The 23,653-nt window shown below is 46.6% G+C and carries 26 protein-coding genes; 14 read left to right on the forward strand and 12 right to left on the reverse strand.

All coding sequences use genetic code 11. The features are described from left to right. Nucleotides 1-1,019 precede the first annotated feature (1,019 nt). On the reverse strand, nt 1,020-1,958 hold the full coding sequence (locus ACM6JA_RS18835) for an ABC transporter substrate-binding protein (protein ID WP_414853559.1): 939 nt from the start codon (nt 1,956-1,958) through the stop codon (nt 1,020-1,022). Nucleotides 1,959-2,177: 219 nt separating this feature from the next. On the opposite strand from ACM6JA_RS18835, the gene ACM6JA_RS18840 reads away from it, so the two are divergent. Then, entirely contained in the window at nt 2,178-2,720 is a 543-nt protein-coding gene (locus tag ACM6JA_RS18840; RefSeq protein ID WP_414853560.1) for an RNA polymerase sigma factor, read from the forward strand. Further along, nucleotides 2,704-4,086, forward strand: a complete 1,383-nt coding sequence (locus tag ACM6JA_RS18845) for a hypothetical protein (RefSeq protein ID WP_414853561.1) — start codon at nt 2,704-2,706, stop codon at nt 4,084-4,086. Before ACM6JA_RS18840 ends, ACM6JA_RS18845 begins: the two co-directional genes overlap by 17 nt. A gap of 58 nt (nt 4,087-4,144) precedes the next feature. On the opposite strand, the gene ACM6JA_RS18850 is transcribed toward ACM6JA_RS18845, so the two are convergent. Beyond that, nucleotides 4,145-4,627 (reverse strand): GyrI-like domain-containing protein, encoded by a 483-nt coding sequence (locus ACM6JA_RS18850; protein WP_414853562.1) that lies wholly within the window; start codon nt 4,625-4,627, stop codon nt 4,145-4,147. 51 nt (nt 4,628-4,678) lie between these two features. Then, nucleotides 4,679-5,938 carry a hypothetical protein gene (locus ACM6JA_RS18855; RefSeq protein WP_414853563.1) on the reverse strand — a complete coding sequence of 420 codons (1,260 nt, stop codon included), beginning with the start codon at nt 5,936-5,938 and terminating at the stop codon, nt 4,679-4,681. 167 nt (nt 5,939-6,105) lie between these two features. On the opposite strand from ACM6JA_RS18855, the gene ACM6JA_RS18860 reads away from it, so the two are divergent. From ACM6JA_RS18860 to ACM6JA_RS18870, 3 genes are all read left to right on the forward strand, one after another. Beyond that, nucleotides 6,106-6,438, forward strand: a complete 333-nt coding sequence (locus ACM6JA_RS18860) for a PadR family transcriptional regulator (protein ID WP_106778176.1) — start codon at nt 6,106-6,108, stop codon at nt 6,436-6,438. Then, nucleotides 6,435-7,739, forward strand: coding sequence for an FtsW/RodA/SpoVE family cell cycle protein (locus ACM6JA_RS18865; RefSeq protein WP_414853564.1), 1,305 nt, complete (start codon nt 6,435-6,437; stop codon nt 7,737-7,739). Before ACM6JA_RS18860 ends, ACM6JA_RS18865 begins: the two co-directional genes overlap by 4 nt. An 80-nt stretch (nt 7,740-7,819) precedes the next feature. Then, nucleotides 7,820-8,236, forward strand: a complete 417-nt coding sequence (locus ACM6JA_RS18870; RefSeq protein ID WP_251254467.1) for a VOC family protein — start codon at nt 7,820-7,822, stop codon at nt 8,234-8,236. 80 nt (nt 8,237-8,316) lie between these two features. Here ACM6JA_RS18870 and ACM6JA_RS18875 read toward each other — a convergent pair whose 3' ends face one another. Then, on the reverse strand, nt 8,317-8,697 hold the full coding sequence (locus tag ACM6JA_RS18875) for a VOC family protein (RefSeq protein ID WP_414853565.1): 381 nt from the start codon (nt 8,695-8,697) through the stop codon (nt 8,317-8,319). Between the two features lie 158 nt (nt 8,698-8,855). Here ACM6JA_RS18875 and ACM6JA_RS18880 point away from each other — a divergent pair, with 158 nt between their 5' ends. Together ACM6JA_RS18880 and ACM6JA_RS18885 are read left to right on the forward strand one after the other, a co-directional pair. After that, entirely contained in the window at nt 8,856-10,586 is a 1,731-nt protein-coding gene (locus tag ACM6JA_RS18880; protein ID WP_414853566.1) for an ABC transporter ATP-binding protein, read from the forward strand. 1 nt (nt 10,587) lies between these two features. Beyond that, nucleotides 10,588-12,429, forward strand: coding sequence for an ABC transporter ATP-binding protein (locus ACM6JA_RS18885; RefSeq protein WP_414853567.1), 1,842 nt, complete (start codon nt 10,588-10,590; stop codon nt 12,427-12,429). 58 nt (nt 12,430-12,487) lie between these two features. Here ACM6JA_RS18885 and ACM6JA_RS18890 read toward each other — a convergent pair whose 3' ends face one another. The 3 genes from ACM6JA_RS18890 to ACM6JA_RS18900 form a co-directional block, all read right to left on the reverse strand. After that, on the reverse strand, nt 12,488-13,225 hold the full coding sequence (locus ACM6JA_RS18890) for a class I SAM-dependent methyltransferase (RefSeq protein WP_414853568.1): 738 nt from the start codon (nt 13,223-13,225) through the stop codon (nt 12,488-12,490). Continuing rightward, nucleotides 13,222-13,980, reverse strand: a complete 759-nt coding sequence (locus ACM6JA_RS18895) for an MBL fold metallo-hydrolase (protein WP_414853569.1) — start codon at nt 13,978-13,980, stop codon at nt 13,222-13,224. The genes ACM6JA_RS18890 and ACM6JA_RS18895 overlap by 4 nt, the downstream gene beginning before the upstream one ends. Nucleotides 13,981-14,057: 77 nt before the next feature. Then, nucleotides 14,058-14,324, reverse strand: coding sequence for a CD3324 family protein (locus ACM6JA_RS18900; protein WP_414853570.1), 267 nt, complete (start codon nt 14,322-14,324; stop codon nt 14,058-14,060). A gap of 273 nt (nt 14,325-14,597) precedes the next feature. Here ACM6JA_RS18900 and ACM6JA_RS18905 point away from each other — a divergent pair, with 273 nt between their 5' ends. The 4 genes from ACM6JA_RS18905 to ACM6JA_RS18920 all read left to right on the forward strand — a co-directional run bounded on the left by ACM6JA_RS18905 (nt 14,598) and on the right by ACM6JA_RS18920 (nt 16,048). Next, nucleotides 14,598-14,720 carry a hypothetical protein gene (locus ACM6JA_RS18905; RefSeq protein ID WP_414853571.1) on the forward strand — a complete coding sequence of 41 codons (123 nt, stop codon included), beginning with the start codon at nt 14,598-14,600 and terminating at the stop codon, nt 14,718-14,720. Nucleotides 14,721-14,752: 32 nt separating this feature from the next. Then, nucleotides 14,753-14,902 (forward strand): zinc ribbon domain-containing protein, encoded by a 150-nt coding sequence (locus ACM6JA_RS18910; protein WP_238543350.1) that lies wholly within the window; start codon nt 14,753-14,755, stop codon nt 14,900-14,902. 13 nt (nt 14,903-14,915) lie between these two features. Beyond that, nucleotides 14,916-15,131, forward strand: a complete 216-nt coding sequence (locus tag ACM6JA_RS18915) for a hypothetical protein (protein ID WP_414853572.1) — start codon at nt 14,916-14,918, stop codon at nt 15,129-15,131. 86 nt (nt 15,132-15,217) lie between these two features. Continuing rightward, the gene (locus tag ACM6JA_RS18920) at nt 15,218-16,048 is read left to right on the forward strand and encodes a prohibitin family protein (RefSeq protein WP_007727515.1); all 831 of its coding nucleotides are present in this window, start codon (nt 15,218-15,220) and stop codon (nt 16,046-16,048) included. Between the two features lie 48 nt (nt 16,049-16,096). Here ACM6JA_RS18920 and ahpF read toward each other — a convergent pair whose 3' ends face one another. Together ahpF and ahpC are read right to left on the reverse strand one after the other, a co-directional pair. Then, a complete protein-coding gene (gene ahpF, locus ACM6JA_RS18925) occupies nt 16,097-17,626 on the reverse strand; it encodes an alkyl hydroperoxide reductase subunit F (protein ID WP_007727514.1) in 1,530 nt (509 codons plus the stop codon). A 13-nt stretch (nt 17,627-17,639) separates the two neighbouring features. Further along, entirely contained in the window at nt 17,640-18,203 is a 564-nt protein-coding gene (ahpC, locus tag ACM6JA_RS18930; protein WP_106832905.1) for an alkyl hydroperoxide reductase subunit C, read from the reverse strand. Nucleotides 18,204-18,511: 308 nt separating this feature from the next. Here ahpC and ACM6JA_RS18935 point away from each other — a divergent pair, with 308 nt between their 5' ends. Both ACM6JA_RS18935 and ACM6JA_RS18940 read left to right on the forward strand, forming a co-directional pair. Further along, entirely contained in the window at nt 18,512-19,003 is a 492-nt protein-coding gene (locus ACM6JA_RS18935) for a PH domain-containing protein (protein WP_414853573.1), read from the forward strand. Nucleotides 19,004-19,005: 2 nt separating this feature from the next. Further along, nucleotides 19,006-20,520 (forward strand): PH domain-containing protein, encoded by a 1,515-nt coding sequence (locus tag ACM6JA_RS18940; RefSeq protein ID WP_414853574.1) that lies wholly within the window; start codon nt 19,006-19,008, stop codon nt 20,518-20,520. A 24-nt stretch (nt 20,521-20,544) separates the two neighbouring features. Here the strand turns inward: ACM6JA_RS18940 and ACM6JA_RS18945 are convergent, their stop codons facing one another. Further along, a complete protein-coding gene (locus tag ACM6JA_RS18945; RefSeq protein ID WP_414853575.1) occupies nt 20,545-20,937 on the reverse strand; it encodes a VOC family protein in 393 nt (130 codons plus the stop codon). 154 nt (nt 20,938-21,091) lie between these two features. Here ACM6JA_RS18945 and ACM6JA_RS18950 point away from each other — a divergent pair, with 154 nt between their 5' ends. Then, the gene (locus ACM6JA_RS18950; protein ID WP_414853576.1) at nt 21,092-21,802 is read left to right on the forward strand and encodes a DUF421 domain-containing protein; all 711 of its coding nucleotides are present in this window, start codon (nt 21,092-21,094) and stop codon (nt 21,800-21,802) included. A 34-nt stretch (nt 21,803-21,836) separates the two neighbouring features. On the opposite strand, the gene ACM6JA_RS18955 is transcribed toward ACM6JA_RS18950, so the two are convergent. Then, nucleotides 21,837-22,697 (reverse strand): S-layer homology domain-containing protein, encoded by an 861-nt coding sequence (locus ACM6JA_RS18955; protein WP_414853577.1) that lies wholly within the window; start codon nt 22,695-22,697, stop codon nt 21,837-21,839. Nucleotides 22,698-22,733: 36 nt separating this feature from the next. Continuing rightward, on the reverse strand, nt 22,734-23,564 hold the full coding sequence (locus tag ACM6JA_RS18960) for an MBL fold metallo-hydrolase (protein ID WP_414853578.1): 831 nt from the start codon (nt 23,562-23,564) through the stop codon (nt 22,734-22,736). Nucleotides 23,565-23,653: the final 89 nt, after the last annotated feature.

Below are 23,653 nucleotides of genomic sequence, written 5' to 3' on the forward strand. Positions count from 1 at the left end.
TTAACACGGAAAGCTCGTAGAGGAAACAGGAGAAATAAGCGAAGATCTTTGGTACACCGACCGAGACGGAATGCAAAAAGCGAAACACGCCCTTAAGCGTCCACCTCTGAAAAGGCATCCTGAAAGGACCACTTTGGACGCGGTTTCGCTTTTTGCATGGAGTCGGGCAGTCAATCCTCCAGCGGGTGGGACAAGAATCTGAGCGTTTTCTCCTGTTTCCTCCCAGCACTACAGCAACTACGTAAGGTTCCTAAAATAGGCTGCGGTAGAGAGAAGAATATTTCCAGTCTAGGCTCCAGGCTCCGTCCTGCTGAGGGCTAAGAATGTCCGCTCCGAAGGGATTTGCGGGGAAACGCAAAAGTGGTAGCGCTTCGAAGCATGGGCACGGTTGCGTTTCTTTTGCCCGCAAATCCCTTCTCCGCTGGGTAGGACTCCACAAGTCGCTACGTCTGGAAATATTCTTCTCTGTCGGAACTGAACACATTCTTCCATCTTTTAAGGCTTTTAAAAATCGTTTAACACGGAAAGCTCGTAGAGGAAACAGGAGAAAAAAGCGAAGATCTTTGGTACACCGACCGAGGCGCAATGAAAAAAAGGGAAACAAGCTTTTAGCGTCCACCTCTGAGACACCCCCTGAATGGACGACTTTGGACGCGAATTTCGCTATTTTCATGGAGCCGGGCAGTCAATCCCACAGGGGGTGGCCCAAGAAGCTGAGCGTTTTCTCCTGTTTCCTCCCCACCACTATCGCCCGTCAAACGAATTTTAAAAGAAATAAAACCGCCCCCATAAAGGAGACGGCATATATCGAGCTCGTTAGTTTTGAGGTGTTACCGATCATCACGTGCGACGCATCTACCTCCAGTATGAAGTTAGAAGCTTAAAGCAGTGTACGGTTTCCCTTACTCACTAGGTGATCGTGTAAATCATCCATGGCACATCGCCTCCGTAAAGGACTAAGCCTGATTGAGAACACACCACCGAGCTCGATGAGTATAGTATGAGCAAAGCCCATCTTTTTATTCACTCATCTTTAGCATCTGTTTTCGAATCGCATTTAAAAACGATTGGTTGCTGTAGGCTGTGCCACCAGCCAATCCTGGTTCAACTGCATTCATGTACATTTGACCTGCTTTGACTGCGCTTAGGTTTGTCCATGCAGGCTGCTCTTGCAACTGCTTGAAAGCGGGCTGGTCTTCTTTGTTGACCATCACAAACAAGTAGTTGGGATCTTCTTTTGCCAAATCATCCATAGAGAGTGCGGTACGCTCCTGTATATTCGCGACGACATCTGGAACAGGCAGGGCCAAGTCTGTATATAACAGGTAATTGTACCGTTCATCCCTCGGATAGGCGTAGAAGGAGCCTTCTTGGAACCACAACGTTAGCACTTTCTTCTCTGGAAGTGGAGTGAGCTTGTCGCGGAGTTCCAATGCGTTTTGCTTCACTTTACCTACAAAAGTATCCAAATTGGCATCTTTTCCACGTACATCAGCGAGCAGACGCAAGTTTTCTTGCCAATGAGCTCCGTTCGTAGAGACGGGAATGACGGATGCAGCGGTTTGCAATTTGTCTAAGTCTTCCTTGGAGGTCTTGTCGGTTGTCATGATGACGTCAGGTTCGAGGGCAACCAGCTCACCTAGGTTATTTGCAATATTATAAGGGAGATGCTTGGCGTTTCTGGTCATAGCTTGATATTCCGCCGGAAACTTTCCGTTTTTATCCATCGTAGCTGCGACAGGCGGGATTCCCAGCAAGAAAGAGTCTTCATACGAAGCAGGGAAGCCTACGAAAACAATATCTTTGGTTCTGGCCGGAATTGTATAAGTGCTGCCCAAGTAATTGATCGATCTGGTCGGTTTCGATGCCGCTGAATCGCCCGTTTGTCCACCATTGCCGCAGGCTGCCAGGACGAGGAGCAAAGCGGCAATCGGGATAGCTAATAGCCGTTTATACATACAGGTCACTCCGTTCTTACGTCTTGTGTTATCAGGAAAGTAGCAGGACTCATGTAAATTATAGGCTACCCGATCCATCCGTCGCTGTTGCATTCCTGAACATTTTCAAACATTCTGCTGTAACCTTTTTCCTACTCAAGACACTAATTGGTATCCGAGAAAATTTTCGCTATAGGAAAGTAGTCGATCAGCCGACAGCAAGAGAATGGAGGAGCTTTTTTGTATGAAGAAATGAAACATCAGGTCTTGGCCATCTATGAGCGGCATTATCATGATGTGTATCAATTTTTGCTGTACTTTGCCGGCCGTCAGAATGATGCAGAAGATTTGACGCAGGAGGTTTTTTTGCGAGTGATTCGATCGCTTGAACGATTTGAAGAGCGATCTGACGTGAAGACATGGCTGTTTGCGATCGCGAAGCATACAGCGATGAATTACTATCGAAAACGCAAGTGGCAAAAGCTGTTATCAGGGGACTGGCTGTCTGTCGTGATGCCAGCCTCGGAAGGGAATCCGGCACAGGAAGCGGAAAGCCGGGAGGACGAGCAGGAATTGATTGCCGCGATTAAGGGACTGCCACCGCATTACCGCATGGTTGTCATTCTGCGTGGCATTAAAGAGTACAGCGTCAAAGAGACAGCCGAAATACTGGGTTGTTCAGAATCAAATGTGAAAACGACGATGCACCGGGCACTGAAGTTGCTGCATGGCAAACTGACGCATACGAAGAAGGGGGAGTTGTACAGTGGATTGGCAAAATGAACGAGATATGCTGGAACGGTTAGCGACTCTGCAAAAAAGTACACCCCCACGTAAGGAGTTTGTACAGAGTTTACGTACAGTGCTGGAAGAAGAAACAATTCGGGTCGGCAAGAGGAGACGGCTGTTCATGAATCCGTTGAAAGCGGGGATGACAGCCGTCGTGATCGCTTCTGGCTTTGGGCTGTACATCATGGCCGGGGTGGGGCAAAACGAACGCGTGGACCCTCAGATGACGGCAACAAGTAGTCCGCAGCTTCCCGCTCATCCTGTATACGAGCAGGCGAAGAAGCTGCTGCAAGAATTGGCAGGTCGAGATGCAAGCCAATATGCGGTAAACGGCATGCTGTCCAATACAGAAACAGGTCATGTCGTGATGAACAAGACGGTTAACAACATACCGGTTCTGGAAGACCAATACACATTTACGATAGACAAGGCGGGCAGGCATCATATAAAAGAGATACAGACAGACGATACGACACGCATGGTCTTTCCTGATCCCAAAAAGGCAATGCCAGTGAAACAGGCTGAGCAAATTTTTGGGCAAAGCGCCCGGCTCCTCTATTCAGAGGGAGAAGGGCGATTGCAGTACGAGTTTCCATTTTCAGGTTTTATCGATGCCATCACAGGAGAAATTTACCCCACAGAACGCTATCATCCCGATTACAGTCTCATAGAAATGCCGCCAATTCCGGTGAAACCGGGAGGCATAAAGCTGGTAGCTCCGGACATGGAAGAAGCAGATAGACTTTTTCAGGAGTGGGGATTCGAGCCTCCGTTTTCCTTCGTAGTTCATCAAGGCTCAGGTGTACATACGTACAAAATAGAGACGCGAATTAAACAAAAAATGGAACTGACCGTGGTGACAGAAACAGGCGATATTCTCGACTATCGGTATGGAATTATCCCTGAGAAAGAGGAGAAACTCCCTCATCCGAAGCAGGATAACGTTCAAGAAGCAGCTAAGCAGTTTCAGAAATACCTTCCGTTAGACACCAAAGAACTACTACTTGGTCCTGCCACTAAAAAAGGCAACATCGAAACCTATCAATTCTTCAAGTCCCATCAGGGAGTACCGATTATGGGGGGGTATACGGTTCATTTTGATGTGGACAGGAAACAGGTGATCGGAATCATTCCCCCGTATGCCGAGGAGTCTAAACCGCTTCCTGACAAAAGCAACGCAATGTCACGGGAAGACGCGACTAGCGTATACGTCACCCATCGTCCATTCCGATTGGTCTATAAGCTGATGGAGAACCCAACTACAGGAAGGGTAGAGCCGCGTCTCGTCTATCATATTTATTATCACGATACCCCGCTTTATATGGTAGATGCTCTGACAGGGGAGTGGGTGCGTAGATAATCACATCGTAACAACAGAAAAACCAGGGAGAGAATTCCCTGGTTTTTCGCTATGTCTCTTATTTGAAGAGCGGAACGTAAATATCAATTTCATTGTCTTCTTGCTCTGGCTTGTAACGTTCGTCCCAATACTCGAAATCAAATCCGGCATACTCATATCCCGATTCGCAGAGCCAAGACCCGTAAAGAGAACCATACGTCTCACCCAAGTTTGTCTCAGGTCCCTTGTGGGTTACTTTTGCAAATGTCCCCGCAGGAATCGTGTGACTGACCATCCCTTCAGGAATATCGGCGAGGCTGGAAACTTCGATGCCAATAAGGGTGGTAAAAGGATCAATCGCTGCATCGAAGTCATCTTTGTCAGGATAGATTTGGATTAGGTATTCGCCCTTACCAACCTGATTGTGAATCTCGCTTTTTCTAGCTCGCAAAGCTTCCGTCGTAGTAGCGGAGAGCTTTTTGCCCAAGTCTTCTGTCACATTCGCCGTAAAAGTGATACCAATTACGTGTGTTTCCTCGCGGATGAGAATGGTTGGTTCCATGAAACAACGTCCTTTCGTGTAAGAGAATAGGGAACAGAGCTAATCCAGGAACTATTTCAGTTCTCTGGCATATATCTTCGCCCCATCATGCGTAAACGTACCGATATATTTCTTGCCACCTACCGTATATTCCATAGAAACGGTTTCCTTTCTAGGAGGCGTGAGCAGCTTGTGTGGGAACGGGAATGGTTGCTTATTGGCCACGTCTGCAATGATCTGCGTGTCTGTATGAAAGAGTTTGCCAGTCTGTTTCAATTGCTTGAGCTGCTCTGGTTTATCCAGCTTGTAAGGAAGAGTCGTGGTCAGTTTGTCCATCACATTGATTTTCTGAAAAAAATACCCGTCCTTTGTTTTCGACACCGCAATAAACTGTCCGTCCCTCGTCTCTTTCAGAAAGGCATACTTTTTCGAAGCGAATGTCCCCTTTTTATTCATCAATAAGTAAAATTCTTCATTGTCCTTTTTGCCTGACACGATAAAAACTCCTGAATGGAAGTTGGATTCCACTTTGTAATTTCGGGATGGCTTCAGCACGACTTTTCCTTCGTGCGTAATAAAGTGGGTCATGCCATTTATTTTCACGCGATGCAATCCTTCGCTGTATCCCATGTACTCATCAAAGAACGGCTTTGCGTGTATTTTGCCATTCATATCTTTTAAACCAAATTTGTAGGATAAAACCATGCCATCCTTTACGTTACGTTTGACAAAAGGGTAGTGATGAATATCGAAAGTTTTTTCTCCCGTATGCTCACTCGAGATTGGAAATAGTTCCTCATCCGTGATCTGCTTGGATGTTTTCGTACAAGCATTGTACAGATAAGAGGTATAGCTTGTGGGAGAATACAAAAACCACTCTCCGTCTATTTGCGTGAAGTAATCGTTATAGGTGGTTAATTCCTGTGTATTGCCTTGTTGATCGAAAATAATAAACGAGCTGTTACCAAAGTGGGTAATAATATGAAAAAAGCCATACCCGTCTTGCAATGGACTGATGTAGCCTGGATACAATAACGCTTCCTGCTGATCGATTACCTTCCCAGTAGGAGAAACAAGGGCAAAATGAGGGAACCATTTCTGCTTGAACTCTTTGTAATAGGGATCATTCGGACTCGAGCCTGCAAATGGTACGAAAAATGGTTCCGTTAGTCCAGGTGGTACCTGAATCTCTTTTTCTGTCGGAACGTACTTGAGTACTGTCGTTTCCGGTCTGTCTGAACGGATGGCATTTTCGGAATGTGCAACAGAAGGAACGATTGATAGAGTAAGGCTCAGAGCTAACAGAATGTTGACGTAGTTGGTCTTTTTCATAGGTGGAATCACTTTCTCTTTCCATTTTTGTATGTAGAAGGTAGACGCTTCTCGAAAGATGAATGTCACGTATGTGTTGATCTTACAAGATTTGGATGATAGAATTGTATACATAGATTTATGATGTATTGTTTATCTAGGTATTAGCGGTTAAATCGGGAGGCACTATGAAAATCAATAAAGAGCTTTTAAAAGGCAGTACTGTGATCCTGATCTTGACGATGCTGGATCGAAAGGAAATGTACGGGTACGAGATCGCGAAAGCTATTGAGAAAGAGTCAAACGGTCTATTTACGTTAAAAGAAGGAACGCTGTATCCAATCCTGCATGCGCTCGAAGCGGAGCGTTATGTGGAAGCGTATTGGGATGAGAAGGATGGCAGGAAGCGTAAATACTATCGGATTACGGCAGAAGGTCGCGGGCAATTGAAGGAGAAAAAGCACGAGTGGCATACGTTCCGCGATGGGATTGATCGGGTGCTGGGAGAGGGAAGAGCATGAAGCAGACGAATACACATCCTTTGATTGCCGACTATCTCGATCAAGTATGTCGCCATGTGCGGGCAACGGAAATGCATCGCAGAATTCGGGATGAGCTGGAAAGTCACTTGCTTGATTTGATGGATGAGCAGATGGACGAGGGCGTGGAAGAGGAAGAAGCTGTGAGGCAAGCCATTTTGCAAATGGGGGATTCTGCTGCGGTTGGGAAGCAATTGCATCGGATTTATAAGCCCAAAGTGGAGTGGAGGCTTCTGGTGTATGTGATGGCTTTTCTAGCTGTTGGTCTGTTGACGATGTATGGAACTCCGGTCAATTACTTTCAGTACAAGCTGGACACGTATTGGCTCTCAGCCCTATTGGGTATCGGGGTGATGCTTGTGGTGGCTTTTACAGACTATCGCAAGCTATTGCCGTATTCGTTGCATGTATACGTGCTAACTGTAGGCGTTTTCCTATTTGTTTTTTGGTATGAATACACAGTTTATGAAAGGGTGATAGTGCATTTCAACCGATTCGGAATTTTTGATTTTGGAACGATTTCCATGTATTTGTTTCTCATAAGCGTCGCAGGTATGCTACTTACTAGGGAGTGGCGCTTCCGGAGCACTGCTTCTAAGCTAATTGTGTTTGTTTTGCTGCCCACTATCTTTTTGCTGATGACGCAACAGTATTTGAATCTCAAGCTTTACTTATTTGGTTTTGTTGTACTCTTGATGTACACGAAGACAGTTAAGAAAGAAAAGCTTCCCCTTTTCATCACGTCTGCTGGTGCTTATGTAGCTACAGGGTTATTGGATCACCACACTTTTAATATGTTGTTGGACTGGATGCAACCGATGAAAGATCCTGAAGGAGGCGGTTATTATTATCTCGTAGCAATGGATGCGATTCGCTCGGCAGGTTTTTGGGGAAAGGGCTTCGGTGCGCCTTTAGAATTCCCTCATATAGACTCCGATTTCAAGTTCACGTATTTAATCCATAGCTATGGCTGGATTGCGGGACTCGTGATCTTGTTAGTCATTACCCTGTTTATGATGAGACTGGCTCGGGTCGTCAAGGAAGTGGACGAGCCGTATGGCAAGCATCTTATTGTCAGTATCGTTCCTTTATTCTCTGTGTACTTCTTATGGCCACTGCTGATGTCAACAGGCATGTTGCCAATCGCGGATATTGCCATTCCTTTTCTTAGCTATAGCAGAATAGGGACTGCTTTGGCTCATTTCGCCGTCCTCGGTCTCGTCCTGAGCGTACATCGGCACAGAAACTCAATAGGAAAGCCACATACCTACATGGTAAAATAGCAATCTATAAGAAGCCTCGGGTAATCGGTAATGATAGGATATAGACATCAAGGAAAAACAAACCCGAGGAGGAAGTACACATGGCTTTGCAATCCAAACAAATTTTCGTCAATTTACCGGTGAAGGACCTCAACAAATCGATCGACTTCTTTACGGCGATCGGCTATGAATTTAACCCGCAATTTACAGATCAAAATGCAGCATGCCTGGTGATCGGCGAAAACATTTTTGCCATGCTGCTCGTCGAAGAGTTTTTCCAAACGTTTACAAAAAAAGAGCTGACGGATGCAACCAGAAGCACCGAGGTTATTGTTGCGTTGTCGGCTGACAGCAGAGCGCAAGTCGATGAGATCGTAAACAAAGCATTTGCTGCGGGCGCAACTCCATCGAAAGACCCGGTTGACCATGGCTTCATGTACGGCTGGAGCTTTCAAGATTTGGATGGCCATCTGTGGGAGTTCTTGCATATGGATCAAGGCGCTGTTCCACAGGAATAAAAGAAATATACGAAATGAGGGCAAAAAGCATGGGATCGAAAAAGTGATTCCAGCTTTTTGCCCTTTTTGTCAATTTCAATTCAATACTGGCACATTCCAAGCGGATTCCCGTCTGGGTCAAAAAACGTCAGCACCTTTGTAGACCCAAATCCATCAATCGGGGTTACCCTCACTCCACGCTCTGTTAGCAGTTGATGTGCTGCCTCGATGTCCGCGGGAAGAAAATTAAAGTATTTGCCGACACCAAAATGATTTTCCGGAAATGTCATCGGCTGATGGTTCTCTACGCGGACGAGACAGATCACCGTGCTTGATTCATCGGAAATCCGCATCGTAATCGCTTCCTCTTCCACAAACAAAGGTCTGCAGCCAAGCTTTTCTTCATACCATTTTGCAGAGGCACGCGGGTCCGTCACAGGTATAAAAACCCCTTCCATGCCTTTTAACAGTGATTGAACCATCATTTCATCTCCCATTCGACGAAAAATCTATCGCCTATCATTTCGACGAAGATGATAGGAAAAACCTGTAAGTCCCACACTTTCATTTTGACAATCACTCGTGACATTTCGCTAGCTAAGCGTTATCTTGTACGTAAGAACACAGATGGGGTGAACGGATGCGCTTCTACTTAACATACATAAAAAAATACGGCGTAGTCGCCGGGATTTCCATGTTTTTCTTGGCTTTAGAGGCGGTATGTGATCTTTTGCAGCCGACGATCCTGTCGCACATCATCGATACGGGTGTAGCAAACCGGGATATGGACTACGTGCTCAAGACAGGCGGGCTGATGCTGCTCGTCACGGCGTTGGGGGCAGTCGCGGCATCGATCCGCAATGTGCTGGCCACATACGTTTCGCAAAACTTTGGTGCGCAGCTACGCGCAGATTTGTTTTCAAAAGTGCAGTCCTTATCCTTTGAAAACTTGAACAAGTTCGACAGAGCCTCGCTCGTGACACGCCTGACCAATGACGTCAATCAAGTGCAGATGTTTGTGAACGGCATGATGCGAATATTCGTCAAGGCGCCGTTGATGTGCATTGGCGGGTTGTTTATGGCAACCCAATTAAACGTGAATTTGGCTGTGATTCTCGGAATCGTTGTGCCCATTGTGGGCCTATTTATTCTCTTGAACATGAAAATCGGTTTCCCGTTCTTTCTGAAAGTACAGCAGGCGCTCGACAGAGTGAACGGTGCGATGCGTGAGTATTTATCTGGCGTACGAGTCGTTAAGGCATTCAATCGTTTTGATTTTGAACGTGGCAAATTTACACGGGCAAACGAAGAGCTGCAATCCAAATCAGTATCGGCTACGCGGGTAATGTCCATCTTCAGTCCAGCGATCATGCTGACGATGAACCTCGGAATTGTCGCGGTCCTCTGGCTTGGGGGGCTTGGCGTAGAACAAGGTAGCATCGAAGTCGGTCATATCATCGCGTTTACGAACTACATGACGCAAATTTTGTTTTCACTCATGATGATTTCCTTGGTATTTAACATGTTTGTGCGGGCCAAGGCATCAGCCGGACGCATCGGAGAAGTATTTGCTGAGGAAAACCAAATGAGCTGGAAAGAGGAACAACCTCACGAGCTTCCAGGCAAAAAGGGACGCATCGACTTCGAGCAGGTCAGCTTCTCGTATGACGGTGGGGGCGGACTGCCGGTACTCAAGCAGATTTCGTTTACTTGTCTGCCTGGGGAGACTGTCGGGATTATCGGGTCGACAGGCGCTGGAAAAAGCAGTTTGGTTGGCTTGATTCCAAGGTTTTATGATGTAACGGAAGGCACGATTCGGGTAGATGGCATGGATGTACGAGACATCGAGCCCAAGCGGTTGCGTGAAAAAATGGCGATTGTGCCGCAAAAAACAATGCTGTTTACAGGCACGGTAATGGAAAACATTCGTTGGGGCAAGGCAGAGGCAACCCACGAGGAGGTCGAGCAAGCGGCGCGTATGGCGCAGGCTCACGAGTTCATCTCCGCCACTCCTGAAGGCTATGAGACACGCGTAGGGCAGGGAGGAGTCAACTTTTCTGGAGGACAGAAGCAGCGTATTTCCATAGCTAGAGCCTTGGTGAAAAAGCCGGAAATCCTCATTCTCGACGACAGTACAAGCGCGGTAGATGTGGCGACAGAAGAGAAGATTAAGGATGCGCTTCGAGCCTATGCGGCTGGTCTTACCTGCATCTTGATCGCACAGCGGATTACGTCTGTCATGGATGCGGATAAAATCATCGTGCTCGACAATGGCGAAGTCGCTGGCATCGGTACGCATGACGAACTGATGACCTCTTGCCACATATATCAGGAAATCTTTCAGTCACAAATCGGCCGGGAGGTGAAGTAAGGTGAGTCAACAGAAGCAACAACCAGTATTTTCACCGAGACCTGGCCGAGGCTTTGGACATGGTGCTACCAGAGGTCCAGTGAGTAAGCCCAAAAATTTTTCAGGTACGCTAAAAAGGCTCTGGCAAGCTTTTGGGAAAGAAAAAAAGCTGCTGCCGATTGTATTTGTCATTGTTTTTGTCGATGCACTACTCATGCTGTCTGCGCCTTATTTGATCGGAAAGTCGATTGATGCGATGACAGGTGGCGAGGAAGCTCTTAGCTTTTTGTCTATCATCATTCTTGCTCTGCTCGGCTCGTACATTTTGGATGGGGCACTGACGTTTTTGCAAAGCTGGTTGATGGCAGGCATCTCGCAACGGATCGTCACGAATCTGAGGCAAGCCCTTTTTGACAAGCTGCAAAAGCTGCCGATTGCTTATTTCGATGAGCGTACGCACGGGGAGTTAATGAGCAGGCTCACGAATGATATCGACAACGTCAGCAACTCCATCTCTCAATCCACAACGCAGTTGATGTCAGGAGGGATCGTGATCCTCGGTTCGCTGGTGATGATGCTCGTCTTGTCTCCGATCCTGACACTCGCATGCCTGATCACGGTGCCACTCGTGTTCCTGCTCACACGCTCGATTGCCAAACGAACGAGCGTACTGTTCAAAAATCAGCAGATGGAGCTGGGCAAGCTGAACGGGCATATTGAAGAGACGATTTCAGGCATACAGGTGGTGCAGGCCTTCAATTATGAGCAAAAAGCCATTGAGGACTTTACGACGATCAATGACCGGCTCTGCAAGATCGGGATGAAGGCACAGGTATGGACAGGCTTTCTCATGCCGATCATGAACGTGATTAACAACCTCGGCTTTGCCATGGTGGCGATTGTCGGAGGGGTTCTCGCTGTAAAAGGATTGATTACAGTAGGTGTGATTGCGAGCTTTCTCAGTTATTCCCGACAGTTTGTCCGTCCGCTAAACGACCTCGCGAACATTTTCAATGTGCTTCAATCCGGTGTTGCTGGGGCGGAGAGGGTGTTTGAAGTATTGGATGAACAAGAGGAGCCATTGGATTCACCGGGTGCAACTGTGCTTGCACAGCCCAAGGGTCACGTCGTTTTTGATCAGGTCAGCTTCGGCTATCGTCCAGATCAATTGATTTTGAAAAATATCAGCTTCGAGGCACAGGCAGGCAGCACCATCGCGTTAGTCGGACCAACGGGTGCAGGCAAGACCACCATTGTGAATTTGCTCACGCGGTTTTACGATGTGACCTCAGGAACGATATATTTGGATGGAAAAGACATTCGAGAGTATTCCCGGGACAGCTTGCGGCGCAGCTTTGGCTTTGTTTTGCAGGATACGTACTTGTTTTCCGGTACCATCAAGGAAAATATTATGTACGGCAAGCCGGATGCTACAGATACCGAGGTAGTAGCCGCTGCGAAAATGGCGAATGCGGACGTGTTCATCAATCGGCTCCCGATGCGTTATGATACGATGCTGACGGAAAATGGGGGCAACCTGAGTCAGGGACAACGCCAACTTTTGGCGATTGCCCGTGTCATACTCGCCAAGCCGTCGCTGCTCATACTCGACGAAGCGACAAGCAGCATCGATACACGGACAGAGCTGAATATTCAGGATGCGCTCCTCACTATTATGGAGGGGCGTACGAGCTTTGTGATTGCACACAGACTTAATACAATTCGGGATGCCGACACAATTATGGTTGTGGATCGGGGAGAGATCGTGGAAAAAGGCAGTCACGATGAACTTATCGAGCAGAAAGGTACCTATTATCAACTGTTTTACAACCAGTTTAAAAATCTGGAGGCTGCTGGGGAATAAGAGAGCACCCCGTCCAAACACGGAAATGACGTGGAGGACCGGGTGCTTTTTTTATTGGTTAGGATGCTTGTTTGCTGGCGGCGATCAACAAGAATATCGGCCGACGGATTTCGTCTCGCATCCCGGGTATATCCAGCATTTCTTCAGGAGGACCAGGTTCAGCTACTTTTGTTAGGTGAAATCCGGCAGCAAGGAGATCGTTCATATAGCTCGAAAACGTTCGGTGATACTTGACGACTTCATGATCCAGAAAAGTGGTTTGCCGGATGCCTTCCTGCTGATAGTTGTCCACTGGCCAGTGCAATCGTTCGCCCCCGGGTCCGTAATGCCAGTCCTGTTCAGGGAGAGCAGTGAAGACGGGATGCTCCACGGAGAAAACGAAGGAACCTCCAGGAGCAAGACAGTGATAGATACGTTGGCAAAGCAGGTCAAAGCGCTCCACATAATGGATGGCCAAGGAGCTGATGACGACGTCGAATTCCGCTGGAGAAAAATCAATGTCTTCAATCGGAAGACGCAGATACTCGATGGCAGGATCAGTTGTCGTCTCTCTGGCACGAGCCAGCATTTTTTCGGAAAGGTCGACACCCACCACGGAGCGGGCCTGCTGCTCACGCGCATATCGGCAGTGCCAGCCGAAGCCACAGCCTAGATCGAGGACTTTTTTCTCGCGCAGGGAAGGCAGTAGCTCCCGGAACGCGTGCCATTCTCCCGCGGCGTTCAGTCCCTCAACCGAACGAGCCATTTGACTGTATGTGGTGAAAAAACCTTGCTCATCGTATTTGTTCTGTTTCATCCGTTCAAAACCTCCTGGGTCGGGGCGTAGACTTGGAGCAGTTCCCGCAGCGCTTGCTTGACGTCCCCCTGAAACGCTCCACCGTGATAGCAAATCAACTGCTGGATGTCATAATCAAGCAAGCGGCGGACAGAGCGAATTGCTTCCTGCATATCCAGCGTATAGGACGGATTGGCGATTTCGAGTCTACCGTTCTCGATCACAACAGCATCTCCGGCAATCAGCGTTTTGCTTGCGATCAAATACAACGAAATATGTCCCGGCATATGTCCAGATGTGTGAATGATCTCGATGCCGCCACACCAAGGCAGGCGTTCGTGATTCGTTACGGTTCGATCAACCGCAGTGGGCTCGATGGACTGCAAAAAGCGAATAAATTCCTTAGCATCCTGCTTTTCACCCGACGACAGATGGTCCAGTGTTGCTTGCGCCTGCTCCAATCGCAAAGATGTTTTTTGTCCAGCGATGTATGGTGCTTCGGATTCGTAGGCGATGATTTCGAGGTGCGGATAAGTTCTTTTTAACGCTGCCAAAGAACCGATGTGATCCATATCGTGATGCGTCACAATGACCTTCGTAAGGGCATCGAGCGTAAGCTGCTGCTTGTGTGCGGCCTCCTGAAGCAGTGGCAAAAAGTCCGGATAACCACAGTCCACAAGGATTATTTCATGCTCATCCTGCAACAGCACAGGAGTAATGACCTGTTGTCGCTCGTTGTACATAAAAGAGATGTCGAGAAAGTGAATCTGGTTCATACGTTGTCCCTCCTGACTGATTAAAAAGGAGTGTAACGCAATTGGGGAACAGACACACGGTCGACCTTTTCTCTGTCTCATTTATGTCCACGAATAATGCGCCGAATACTGTGTTCGGTCAAGTAATGTTTCTCGGCGAGCATTTTGACAGAAGCCCCTTCGCGATAGGCCTGCCAAATCGCTTGATTGCGCTCGCTTAGCCATTGCTTTGTGTCTGTGGAAGCGCCCCATTGTCGTTTATTTTCATGGTGGATCGGGATGTACAAGTAACTTCCTTGTACATAATGCTGAACCTGCCGCAGCAGATCGTCTGGCAATAGGTCTTGTGCATTTTTGTATTTCATATGCTTTGCTCCTGTCTATATAGCGTGATGTGCGTATATAGATGAGCAAAGAGATCCTCAACTCAATAGCGGGAAGGCTCTGAACCAAGAGAAAGGGGAACTCTTTGCTCAGAGCCGTAATCAGCTCTTCGTACATAAGGGTGTAGCATATGAATCATCTCCCTTCTTGTCTCTATAGTAGTGAGAAAGGGGAGATCCTTCAACAATCTTCTTTGCCCCCCTTTCCAAATAAAGGGTATGATGAGGGGGCTGTGGATAATCGAATGAGTTGAGGTGGTAAGATGTTGGGAGCATGCGGAATATGCAACGAAAATCTGGATCAAAACAACCAGTGCAGGTGTACAAGGCAAGAGAGAGCTTCGTCAGATCGGAACAGTGGACGCAGAGGATGTATAAAATGCGGCTGCACGCGTACAACTGTGACACAGATGTCAGCTACAGGCGGTGGCTTATCGCGCATGTTGAATGTTCAGTATCAGGTATATGATGTAATCAGTTGCGTGAATTGCGGTTATAGTGAAATGTATAAACAAAATTCTTCGTCAACGATGAATATTGTAGATTTGTTTTTCGGATAGGAGATGCAATGACATGAGTCTTGGTGGCTTTCAAAGCGGCTTTTCCGCCCGCAAGGTACCACGATCGGAAGTGCGGTGGGGACAGTTTTTAATATGCAATCACGGGTGTGAGGATGTAATTCAATTGATTTCGCATGTATCTGGTGAAGTTGAATTTGAGCTATGCAAAATCGAGGCAGAGCGTATGGCACAAGTTCTTTTAGAAGCATCGAAAGCAGAGCGCTCATGACATGTATTTTTCATAAATTTCTTGAAACTTATAGCCCACTCCCTCGTATAAATGAATGAGCATGTATAGATAGAGGGAGGACGAGTATGAGCGACAAAAATGTTGTAAAAATGAGTCCCTTTCAAGCAGGAGGAAAGCTGATCGCCACGATTGTGATACTGGTCGCGTTGGTCTTGCTTGGCACGCAATCTTTTACGATTATTTCCGCAGGGCACAGTGGAGTTGTGCTGCAACTGGGAGCGGTACAGCCAAAAGTGCTGCAAGAGGGTATGCATTTTAAAATTCCGTTCATCCAAACCGTGGTGCCGATGGAAGTGCGGGTACAAAAATCAGAAATGAGCCAGACGTCTGCTTCACGTGACCTGCAAACCGTATCTACGACAATTGCTGTTAACCATCATTTGGATGCAGAAAGTGTCAACAAACTGTATCAGCAAGTGGGATTGGAGTACAGTAGCCGAATTGTTGATCCTGCCATTGCCGAATCATTTAAAGCCGTGACCGCTCAATACACAGCAGAAGAACTGGTATCCAAGCGTTCCGAGGTCAGCCAAAAGGTAAAAGAAGTTCTGCATAAAAAGCTGTCAAACTATAACATCATCCTCGACGAAATCAATATTCGCGAGTTTACTTTCAGTGATGAATTCAACCGCGCCATTGAATCCAAGCAGGTAGCCGAGCAGCAAGCGCTCAAATCGAAGCTGGATCTGGAGCGGATCAAGATCGAGAAAGAGCAAGAAATTACGAGAGCAGAAGCACAGGCACAAGCGCTGCGGCTGCAAAAGCAAGAGGTTACGCCAGAGCTGATTCAGCTCAGACAGATTGAGGCGCAACTCGAAGCGATCCGCAAATGGGATGGAAAGCTGCCTAACGTAACGGGTGGAGCTGCTCCGTTTATCAACGTGGGTACCCAATAACCGAATAAATGAACAAAGCCACTCCCTTGTTAAGGAGTGGCTTTGTTTTTAGTTGCGGATGAGATAATCGAAAGCTCCCAAAGCCGCAGTAGCACCAGATCCCATCGAAATGATGATCTGTTTATAAGCACTATTCGTGCAATCACCGGCTGCAAAAACACCAGGGATGTTTGTAGAACCATGGCTGTCTACCACGATCTCACCAAAGCGAGTGCGCTCAATCGTTTCGCCCAACCAATCTGTATTCGGTACCAGACCGATCTGTACAAACACACCTTGCAATTCAATGTGCTTGGTTTCGCCTGTCTCACGTTCGATGTAAGAAATGCCGTTTACTTTATCAGTACCCGTAATTTCTTTGGTTTGAACGTTTTTGAGTACAGTGACATTTGGCAGACTGTAAAGACGATCTTGCAATACCGCGTCAGCTTTCAGTTCTGGCGAGAATTCCAGAACCGTTACATGTTTCACAATACCTGCGAGATCAATCGCTGCTTCCACACCTGAATTACCGCCACCAACAACTGCAACATCTTTGCCTATGAACAAAGGACCATCGCAGTGAGGGCAATAAGCTACACCTTTGTTCTTGAACTCTGCTTCACCTGGTACACCCAGATTCCGCCAACGAGCACCTGTCGACAAGATGACTGTCTTACTCTTCAGAACAGCGCCGTTTTCAAGTTCAATTTCGATTAAATCCTTCTTCTCTAAACGCTTGGCACGTTGCAGCTTCATGACATCAATGCCATACTCTTTTACTTGCTTCTCCAAGTTGGCAGCGAGCTGAGGACCTTCAATGTATTTCACACTGATGAAGTTCTCAATGCCCAATGTGTCATTGACTTGACCGCCAAGGCGTTCAGCAACGAGACCAGTACGAATCCCTTTGCGTGCTGCATAGATCGCCGCACTAGCACCTGCTGGGCCACCGCCGACAACAAGCACATCATAAGGGTCTTTATTGTCAAACTCGGATGCGTCTGGAGCAGAACCCAGCTTGGCAAGAATTTCTTCCACTGTCATACGACCGCTTTCGAAAAATTCACCATTGAGGAAAACGCTTGGCACAGCCATCACGTTTTTGCTCTCTACCTCGTCCTTGAATACGGCACCGTCAATCATTGTATGAGTAATACCAGGATTGAAGATACTCATCAAGTTCAGAGCTTGGACAACATCTGGACAATTGTGGCAACTCAAGCTGATGTAAGTTTCGAACTTATATTCACCACGAAGGTCTTTGATTTGATCAATGACACTTTGCTCGACCTTTGGAGCTCTTCCGCTAACTTGCAAGAGAGCCAATACCAAGGAAGTAAATTCGTGACCCAGTGGAGTACCAGCAAAAACGACGCCAGTATCTTCACCGACACGGTTTACGCTAAAGCTAGGTGTGCGAGTTAGTTCTGCTTTCTCCACACTGATCCTCAAAGACATGCTGGCTAACTCATCAATCAGTGCAAGCATCTCAGAAGATGCCTCATCGGTGCCTGCACTGACTTTGAGTACAATATCGCCTTCCAAGAGCTCGAGATATTGTTCTAGTTGCGCTTTGATTTCTTGGTCAAGGGCCATTTTATATCACACCTTAAATTTTGCCTACGAGATCAAGGCTTGGTTTCAGTGTTTTGCCACCTTCTTGCCATTTTGCTGGGCAAACTTCACCTGGATTGTTGCGAACGTATTGTGCTGCTTTGATTTTGTTGATCAGAGCACTTGCATCACGGCCAATGCCACCTGCAGTAATCTCAACAGCTTGAACTACACCGTCTGGGTCGATGATGAAGGTACCGCGATCTGCCAGACCTTCAGCTTCGATCAATACATCGAAGTTGCGGGAGATAACATGGGAAGGATCGCCGATCATGATGTATTCTACTTTACCGATTGCTTCAGAGCTTGCGTGCCATGCTTTATGAGTGAAGTGAGTATCTGTAGAAACGGAGTATACTTCAACACCGAGTTCTTTCAAAGTTGCATATTGGTTTTGCAGATCTTCGAGTTCAGTAGGGCAAACGAAAGTAAAGTCTGCTGGGTAGAAGCATACTACGCTCCATTGACCTTTGAAGTTTGCTTCTGTTACTTCGAGGAATTTACCTTTTTGGAATGCTTGTGCTTTAAACGGCAATACTTCAGTTCCGATGAGTGACATAGTGTTAGCTCCTTTATATGGTTTTTGTATAGTACATATTCAGGACATGCGTTACGAGGCATGCTTGAATATAATTTACAATGATTATTATTTAATAAATGATTCAGTAAGTCAAGTTTTTTATAATGATTATAATGTGATAATTTTTACAAGGCGTTTTCTCCATTATTTAGTATGATTCGAACGGCATAAGAGTATTCGTTTGCTGCATGAAAAATTGACGATTCGTCCGTAGAAACCGGGCGGATTGTTTTACGTATGAAATAAAGAGCGAATTGATAGCGTAATTAACATACAGGAGTGATAATATGCCATCTCCAATTAACGCACCGCAGAAGAGCTTGTCCAAGGATGCGTTCAAGGTACAGCTTATTACCGAGGGGATTACAGCTGTAATCGGACTTGTTATTTTGGCCGTACTTTATTATCTAGATAACCGTTTTGTATGGAAGGAATGGATCGGATGGAGTCTGCACGGATTGCTCGTTATCGGTGTGATCGCGACGATTTGGTCTTTTGTCGAGCCGTATTTTTTATATAAAAGCTGGCGGTATGATATCGACGAAGACTTCCTGCAAATGAAATTCGGGGTGATCATAGAGAGACATTTCCTTGTCCCCATGACGAAAATCCAAGCAGTCTCAACCAAACAAGGACCGATTTTACGAAGGTACGGGCTGTACACTATCTCGATAAAAACAATGGGCTCCTCGCACGAGATTCCAGGACTGCCGGGAGATGTCGCTTCTCAATTAAGAGAACAGATTGCTCACTACGCCAAATTAAAGGAAGTGGAGTAGTGATGGAAGCAAAACGATACCATCCACTAAATATCCTTTTTGATCTCATTATCCAAGTAAAGCATCTGTTTTTTCCTGCGTTGATTTTGTTTGTGTTCAATTATGACTCGACGAACGCATTCATTACGTACGGGCGAATTGTGTTTTACATCTATATAGCAGGGATGCTGGTCTATCTGGTTTTGAAATGGGTTTCGTACAAGTATAGGCTAGATGATACGTCTTTCCATCTTTACGAAGGAATTTTTACGAAGAAAAAGCAAACGATCCCCTTTACCAAAATCCAAAACGTCAATCGACATACGACCTTGCTGCACCGGATTTGTAAAGTGACTTCCATTCGGTTTGAGACAGGGATGGTTGGCGATGATTCTACTGTGGAATTCGCCGTGATTTCTTTGGACGAAGCGGATCGCCTGGAGTCTTACGCGAAACAGGCAGTGCGATTAGTAAGAGAGCCGGAAGCTGAAGGGAAAGAAGAAGACACGACCTCTCATGAGGAAATCGGTACACAATATACAACTCCTGAGCGAACCATTCACTTTACACCAACGAAAAAAGAGATTATCAAGGCTTCCTTCACTTCTCTCAGCTTCCTCGGGATGATTACGTTACTGGTATGGGCGTATTTCAAGCTCACCGAATATATCGACGTGGAGGAGCAGGTAGTAGGTATTTATTCGCTTATTACGAGCTCGTGGACATGGATCACGCTCACAGCCGTTGGACTTCTCGTCCTCTCCATCGTATTTGGCATGGTCACGACCTATTTTCGTTACGGAAAATATGAGATTTCGTCCGATCACGAACGGATTTACATTGCCAAAGGAGTCATCGAAGAAACAGCTTTTTCGATCGCAAAAGAGAGAGTACAAGCGATTAAAATCAAACAATCCTTGTTAAAGCGCATGTTGGGTCTCGCCGAAGTCAAGCTGACTGTTGTCGGCGGGGATAGTGATTCGGATAAAGATAAACAGGATGTCAGCTCACTATATCCATTTTTACCGGTAAAACGGGCGTATGAGATGATCTCAGAAATATTGCCCGCGTATGAAGTGACGGAAGAAATGACGAGCCTCCCTCAAAAATCGTTATGGGTTCGCTTGCTCAGATCGAGCTGGATTTGGATCATAGGCACTGGCGCGCTTTACTACTTCAAGCCAAATATTTGGGGGTGGGAGCAAGCGTGGTGGGTTATATCCATTGCGTTGACACTGCTCGTCCTGGTCTTCGAGGTCATTGAATTTACCAACACGCGATACACCTTGAATGATCACTTTATTCAGTTCCAAACAGGGAGCCTAACTACGACTTTATTTGTGTCAAAACGAGAGAAGATCATAGAGGTCAACGTCAAAAGAGGCCTCCTGCAAAAGCAGCTAGGACTTGCTTCGATCAAAACGGTCAATCGCGCCAAACCAGTGAGTCATAAAGGGGTAACAGATGTGCCGATAGAGTTGGCAGAAGGGTTTTATCAGTGGTATATGGGACGTAGAAAAGAGATCAAAGTGGAGTAGAAGGAGAAGGCGAAACTTTTCCCTCTACCTTCTTGTGCTTTCAAACAGCTCCAGCCATTCCCCATCCGGACCTTTGAAGAACATATAACGCGAACCGTTCGGCAAGGTGGTTATTTCCTGATCGATAAAGGATACATGTAGCTGCTTCAAACGGTCGATTTCAACTTCGAGGTTGTCCACAGCAAACGCAAGGTGGTGGACCTTGCCCTCTATCGGCAGCGAATCGCTATATCCGTGAATGAGCTCCAGCTCGGTCTCTGTGCTTCCCGGAAATCCAAGAAAAGCAAGGGTAATGACTCCGTTAGAATGAGCGAGCTTTCCTTTGAGCTCCATCCCAATCACTTCGGTGTAAAAGGCAACCGAGGCGTCCAAATCTTTTACCATCAAGCCCACATGCTCCAGTTTTTTGATCGCCATATCACTTCATTCCTTTCTACAGGTATGATTTTTTCTATTGTAGAAGATTTTGTAGAAAAAGTCTGTATGCCCAAGCAGTCATGACAGGTTTTCCAATGATAAACATGGCTATAATTGGGGTGTGGTGCAAATTTCGTCATCCTCGGGGTGGAGCATGGAGTCTATTGTGGAAACGGTTGCGAGAGCAGTGCTGGCTTTTGCTATCATGATGATCATTACAAGGATGTTGGGCAAGCAGACGATTGCGCAAATGACGTATCACGACTTTGTCGCGGCAATTACTTTGGGGGCGCTGACAGCAAATCTTGCCTTTAACAACATGGCCAAAATATCGCACATGCTCGTAACGCTACTCACTTTTGGTGGTATCGCCTATGTGTTGATGATCCTCTCCCTGAAAAACCGGAAGATGCGAAAATGGTTTTCGGGCCAGCCGACGGTGATCATCCAGGATGGAAGAATTCTCGAAGATAACATGCGCAAGCTGAAGCTGACGTTGGATACGCTGAATCAAGAGCTGAGGGAGAGAAACATTTTTAATATCGAAGAAGTTCAATATGCTGTGCTGGAGTTGAATGGAGAGGTATCGGTCCTGCGAAAACCGCAGTTTCTGCCTGTCACACGCGGAGACTTAAAGCTGAAAACGGGGAATAGGCAGGCATTCCCGATTGAATTGATCATGGATGGCCAAATCATCCAGAGCAATTTACGCCAACATAACTTAACCATCGAGTGGCTACTCTCGCAGGTGGGCAAAAAAGGCTTGAGCGTCGCGGAAGTGAATTACGCCGTGATTAGCTCCAATGGACATATTTATTTCGATCCGTATGATGATCGTATCAGCAATCCGATCGACAAAGAATAAGGATTCGCAAAAAAACCTCCGGGATGGAGGTTTTTCATTTGCTCGAGTATTGGCTGAGTGTCCCTGTTTGCTTCAAATAGTTATAAAATCTGTGCAAAATAGTGACAGCTTCCGCGCGAGTCAGCATTTCTGCACCCTCGAACTTGCCGTTCCATGCAGTCATGATCCCTGTTTTTTGCAAGAGGGCGAGGTTGGTTCCTAGGATTCCACTGTAGTCATCCGTAAACAATATTTCATCGCCCTCTTGGCCAAAGAGAAGCGGATACAGGATGTTCGTTTGGTCTCTCCCATCTTCGTTGTACCGACCATCCTCCTGGAAAAAGTCTTCAGGCGAGTTTGGGTCAAGCGAATACTGACTCAAGACGATGGGAATATCCCGCATGCCAGAAAGGATTTGTAAGACCTCTGCCGCTGGAATGTCTTGGTTTTCTAACATAAAGACGGGCAGGACGTTTGCCGCACCAATTCGATTTAGTTTCGTGTCTGGGAAATAAAAGTAGCCATGGGACGAATAGCGGACAGCGTTCCACCAGTCTCTTGTGACAATTGAGCTAATCTCTGTGTACGCCCAGTGATTTTTAGGCACGTCGGCAAATTTCTCGATGTGATAATCGCCATAATCTGTCTTTTGGTTAGCTTTGTACGGTCTGTAACGATCAAACAGGCGATAGATCATGACTGTCATTTCTGCCTTGTCGACTAATCTTTCAGGCTGGAAGCGACCGTCAGGATAACCGCTCACCACACCCTTATCTACCATGAAGGAGATCGAATTCATGGCCCAGCCGTATTTCTTTGGATCGACATCATTAAATTTCGGTGCAGCATGAGAAACCGCAGGATAAATACTAGATAATCCCAGAATGAGTGCAAGTAACACCGTGATGACTTTCATATGTTCTCCTCTCTTTTTTCTATGAAATGGTAAGGATTATCCTCCTAGTATACTATCCGATGCTGGAAAAGGAAGGTGTTCTGCAAGAACAGATGTGACGATATGCAACGAGTCAAACTCGCCAGACGAAGCCGTAATGATTGGCGGTTTAGAAGGAAACAGTTGCTTGTTTATTTCATGGGGAGAAAGCCCTTGGCTATGCAAATGCAGGATTTCCCCAGACAGATTCTCCAAATGCTCCAGCTTTTGTTGCAAGCGTGTTTTCCCGTCTGGATGATATCCGGAATGGGCGCAAAAGATCGATTGGAAGTCACAAGCGAGAACCGTACGAAGGGAATTCATCAAGGTGGGGATCGATTCTTCTCGTAATATGACCTTCGTTTTCACACCCATAAAAAGATCGCCACAGAACAAGCGACCGGTCCTTTCGTCCAATAAGGCTATATGGTCATGGGCATGACCGGGGGTATCAAGCACTTTCCATTCGATGGAGCGAGAGTGATGGACGTCACCCAAAGGTTGGGCCACAAACGGATCACGAATCCCCCAAGTAAGCTTTCGGTAGAAAGGGTACTGTGCTTTTTGGGAGCAAATGTCCACTCCTTTTTCGTGAATGAAAAGAGGGACCTGTTTATGCTGGGCAATCCACGCGGCGGTACCGACATGGTCTTCATGGCTGTGCGTCAGTACGACCGAATCAAACGAGGCTTCCTGAAACCGGTGAACGAGAGCTTGCTCGAGTACTTTCGGGCCAGTATCAACCAGCATGCCATCCGTCACATAAACAGTAATCCCTGATTCCCAATCCCCTACGCGAACACTCCCTTCTAGACATGCCACGTCTTCATGATGATGAATGTGAATCATACCGCACACCTCCCATAGTGATGGAATCATTATACTATTGAATGATTATTCAGTCATTTTTGTTTGCGATCCACACTCAACCTACATCC

It is taken from the genome of Brevibacillus sp. IT-7CA2 (assembly GCF_949767855.1).
In the GTDB taxonomy this organism is placed as follows: domain Bacteria; phylum Bacillota; class Bacilli; order Brevibacillales; family Brevibacillaceae; genus Brevibacillus.

Bases quoted from the DNA above. Each gene is read 5' to 3' on its own strand.
- ACM6JA_RS18850 (WP_414853562.1), bottom strand. From the start codon at position 4,627: ATGGAACCAACCATTCTCATCCGCGAGGAAACACACGTAATTGGTATC.
- ACM6JA_RS18860 (WP_106778176.1), top strand. From the start codon at position 6,106: ATGAAAATCAATAAAGAGCTTTTAAAAGGCAGTACTGTGATCCTGATC.
- ACM6JA_RS18920 (WP_007727515.1), top strand. From the start codon at position 15,218: ATGAGCGACAAAAATGTTGTAAAAATGAGTCCCTTTCAAGCAGGAGGA.
- ACM6JA_RS18935 (WP_414853573.1), top strand. From the start codon at position 18,512: ATGCCATCTCCAATTAACGCACCGCAGAAGAGCTTGTCCAAGGATGCG.
- ACM6JA_RS18890 (WP_414853568.1), bottom strand. From the start codon at position 13,225: ATGAAACAGAACAAATACGATGAGCAAGGTTTTTTCACCACATACAGT.
- ACM6JA_RS18910 (WP_238543350.1), top strand. From the start codon at position 14,753: ATGTCAGCTACAGGCGGTGGCTTATCGCGCATGTTGAATGTTCAGTAT.
- ACM6JA_RS18875 (WP_414853565.1), bottom strand. From the start codon at position 8,697: ATGGTTCAATCACTGTTAAAAGGCATGGAAGGGGTTTTTATACCTGTG.
- ACM6JA_RS18870 (WP_251254467.1), top strand. From the start codon at position 7,820: ATGGCTTTGCAATCCAAACAAATTTTCGTCAATTTACCGGTGAAGGAC.
- ACM6JA_RS18950 (WP_414853576.1), top strand. From the start codon at position 21,092: ATGGAGTCTATTGTGGAAACGGTTGCGAGAGCAGTGCTGGCTTTTGCT.
- ACM6JA_RS18960 (WP_414853578.1), bottom strand. From the start codon at position 23,564: ATGATTCACATTCATCATCATGAAGACGTGGCATGTCTAGAAGGGAGT.
- ACM6JA_RS18865 (WP_414853564.1), top strand. From the start codon at position 6,435: ATGAAGCAGACGAATACACATCCTTTGATTGCCGACTATCTCGATCAA.
- ACM6JA_RS18945 (WP_414853575.1), bottom strand. From the start codon at position 20,937: ATGGCGATCAAAAAACTGGAGCATGTGGGCTTGATGGTAAAAGATTTG.
- ACM6JA_RS18900 (WP_414853570.1), bottom strand. From the start codon at position 14,324: ATGAAATACAAAAATGCACAAGACCTATTGCCAGACGATCTGCTGCGG.
- ACM6JA_RS18835 (WP_414853559.1), bottom strand. From the start codon at position 1,958: ATGTATAAACGGCTATTAGCTATCCCGATTGCCGCTTTGCTCCTCGTC.
- ACM6JA_RS18915 (WP_414853572.1), top strand. From the start codon at position 14,916: ATGAGTCTTGGTGGCTTTCAAAGCGGCTTTTCCGCCCGCAAGGTACCA.
- ACM6JA_RS18955 (WP_414853577.1), bottom strand. From the start codon at position 22,697: ATGAAAGTCATCACGGTGTTACTTGCACTCATTCTGGGATTATCTAGT.
- ACM6JA_RS18940 (WP_414853574.1), top strand. From the start codon at position 19,006: ATGGAAGCAAAACGATACCATCCACTAAATATCCTTTTTGATCTCATT.
- ahpF (WP_007727514.1), bottom strand. From the start codon at position 17,626: ATGGCCCTTGACCAAGAAATCAAAGCGCAACTAGAACAATATCTCGAG.
- ACM6JA_RS18855 (WP_414853563.1), bottom strand. From the start codon at position 5,938: ATGAAAAAGACCAACTACGTCAACATTCTGTTAGCTCTGAGCCTTACT.
- ACM6JA_RS18895 (WP_414853569.1), bottom strand. From the start codon at position 13,980: ATGAACCAGATTCACTTTCTCGACATCTCTTTTATGTACAACGAGCGA.
- ahpC (WP_106832905.1), bottom strand. From the start codon at position 18,203: ATGTCACTCATCGGAACTGAAGTATTGCCGTTTAAAGCACAAGCATTC.
- ACM6JA_RS18880 (WP_414853566.1), top strand. From the start codon at position 8,856: ATGCGCTTCTACTTAACATACATAAAAAAATACGGCGTAGTCGCCGGG.